At 64.6% G+C, this 2656-nt stretch carries 2 protein-coding genes; both read left to right on the forward strand.

Features of this window, described 5'->3' with window-relative positions; translation table 11 throughout:
- Positions 1 to 117 precede the first annotated feature (117 nt).
- Entirely contained in the window at positions 118 to 1650 is a 1533-nt protein-coding gene (istA, locus tag KYG_RS02520) for an IS21-like element ISAisp6 family transposase (protein ID WP_008903249.1), read from the forward strand.
- Positions 1640 to 2461, forward strand: a complete 822-nt coding sequence (gene istB / locus KYG_RS02525) for an IS21-like element helper ATPase IstB (RefSeq protein ID WP_008903250.1) — start codon at positions 1640 to 1642, stop codon at positions 2459 to 2461. Before istA ends, istB begins: the two co-directional genes overlap by 11 nt.
- The last annotated feature ends 195 nt before the right edge of the window (positions 2462 to 2656 follow it).

Raw genomic sequence — 2656 nt, forward strand, 5'->3', positions numbered from 1 at the left:
TGTTGGCGCCGACCGAAAACTGAGCCACTTTTGAGGGTAGTGCCGACCCAAAACTGAGCCAGGTGAACAACCTACTCTGCTGTTTTTTTGTGCAGCAGAGGACAAGGAGTGATCACCATGGACATGATTGGCAGGATCCGGCATTTGCATGCCCGGAAGAACAAATCGGAGCGCGAGATATCGCGCATGACAGGGCTCTCGCGCAACACGGTTGCGAAGTGGCTGCACGGGGAAGTGGACGGTCCACCGAAGTACCGGCGCGGCGAGCAGCCCAACAAACTCACGGCGTTCCATGACGTGCTCAGGCAGGCCTTGAAGGCTGATGCACGTCGGCCCAAACACGAGCGGCGCACAGCCAAGGCGCTGTACGCCGAGATCAGGCGTGCGGGCTATGAGGGTGGTTACACGCGGGTGACCGACTTCATCCGGGCATGGCGCCAGGGCGAAGGCCAGGGGTCTGCGGGCAACGCCTTCGTGCCGTTGGCCTTCGAGCTGGGCGAGGCTTTCCAGTTCGACTGGAGCGAGGAAGGCATGGTGATCGGCGGCATCTACTACCGGGTGCAGGTCTCACACATGAAGCTGTGCGCCAGTCGGGCTTTCTGGCTGGTGGCCTACCCCAGCCAGGGCCACGAGATGCTGTTCGATGCCCACACCCGCAGCTTCGCCGCGCTGGGTGGCGTGGCGCGCCGGGGCATCTATGACAACATGAAGACTGCGGTAGACAAGGTCAAGAAGGGCAAGGGGCGCATCGTCAACGAGCGCTTTGCCACCATGTGCGCGCATTACCTGTACGACCCGGACTTCTGCAACGTGGCCAGCGGCTGGGAGAAAGGGGTGGTGGAGAAGAACGTGCAAGACAGCCGCCGGCGCATCTGGATCGACGCGGCCAAGATCAAGTTCGGCAGCTTTACCGAACTCAACGCCTGGCTGGCCCAGCGCTGCCGCGCGTTGTGGGACGAGGTGAGCCACCCCGAGCACACCCAGTTCAGCGTGGCCGAGATGCTCGAACACGAGCGCGCGCACCTCATGCCCATGCCCGTGCCGTTCGATGGCTACGTCGAGAAACCCGCTCGGGTCACCAGCACCTGTCTGGTGTCGGTGGCGCGCAACCGCTATTCGGTGCCGTGCGAACGGGTGGGCCAGATGGTCAGTACGCGGTTGTATCCGGGCAGCGTCGCCATCGTGGCCGACGACACCATCGTGGCCCGCCACGACCGGCTGAGCAACGCGGGCGAGACCCGGTACGACTGGCAGCACTACATCCCGCTGCTGCAGAGAAAGCCCGGTGCCCTGAGGAACGGCGCGCCCTTTGCCGACATGCCCGAGCCGCTGCAGCGGCTGCGCCGTGGGCTGCTGCGCAACCCGGGCGGCGACCGGGTGATGGCGCAGGTGTTGGCCATTGTGCTCAGCGCCGGTCTGGACGCGGTGCTGGTGGCCATCGAGCTGGCGCTGGAGAGTGGGCCGCCTGGCAAGGTCAGTGTGGAGCACGTGGTCAACGTGCTGAACCGGCTCAACGCGCAGCCGGTGCCGCCCACGGCGGCCACGCTGCTGAGAGCGACCACGCCGCCGCTGGCGAACACGGCGCGCTACGACAGCCTGCGCTCGGACACCGTGGGTGCCATCACCGAAGGAGCCGACCATGAAGACTGATGTGCTGGTCGAACTCAAGGCACTGCGCCTGCACGGCATGGCCGGCGCGTGGGCCGATCTGGTCGAGCAAGGGGGTGGCGAGGCAGGCGGTGTGGGCATCGAGTCCTCGCGCTGGCTGATCGAGCACCTGTTGCAGGCCGAGGGTACGGACCGCGCGATGCGCTCGGTCAGCCACCAGATGCACGCGGCGAAGTTCCCGGTGCACCGCGACATGGCGGGCTTTGACTTCGAGGTCTCGCCGGTGGACCGCAACCTGGTGGAGACTCTGGCCACCACGGCCTTCACCGACGAGGCGCACAACGTGGTGCTGGTGGGCGGACCGGGCACAGGCAAGACCCATCTGGCCACAGCAATCGGCGTCTCTGGCATCACCCGGCACGGCAAGCGGGTGCGCTTCTATTCCACCGTCGATCTGGTCAACGCACTGGAGCAGGAGAAGGCCCAAGGCAAGGCCGGTCGCATCGCTACCAGCCTGCTGCGCATGGATCTGGTGATCCTCGATGAACTGGGCTACCTGCCGTTCAGCCAGGCCGGTGGGGCGCTGCTGTTCCACCTGCTGAGCAAGCTGTACGAGCACACCAGCGTGATGATCACGAGCAACCTGGACTTCGCAGAATGGTCCAGCGTGTTCGGCGACGCGAAGATGACCACCGCGTTGCTGGACCGACTCACGCACCACTGCCACATCATGGAGACCGGCAACGAATCGATCCGATTCAGTCGCAGCACGGCCGCAGCCAAGAAGCGCATCAAGGCCCGAGAGCAGGCGCGCAAGGGAGCCAAAACCGAAGCTGGAGACGAACCCTTCTGATCGGAAACGGTGATGGGCAAGCCGCTACGGGCTACGCCCTGCGCGGCTTGCCCATCGCATTTAACAACACGCCAAGGAGACCAGCAAACCAGCACAGCCTCTACACTTATCCACAGCCGACCCTCTCAAAGTCGGCTTCCACCCCTGGCTCAATATTCAGTCGGCACGGTGGCTCAAATTTGGATCGGCGCGGAC

Source organism: Acidovorax sp. NO-1 (genome assembly GCF_000238595.1).
In the GTDB taxonomy this organism is placed as follows: domain Bacteria; phylum Pseudomonadota; class Gammaproteobacteria; order Burkholderiales; family Burkholderiaceae_C; genus Acidovorax.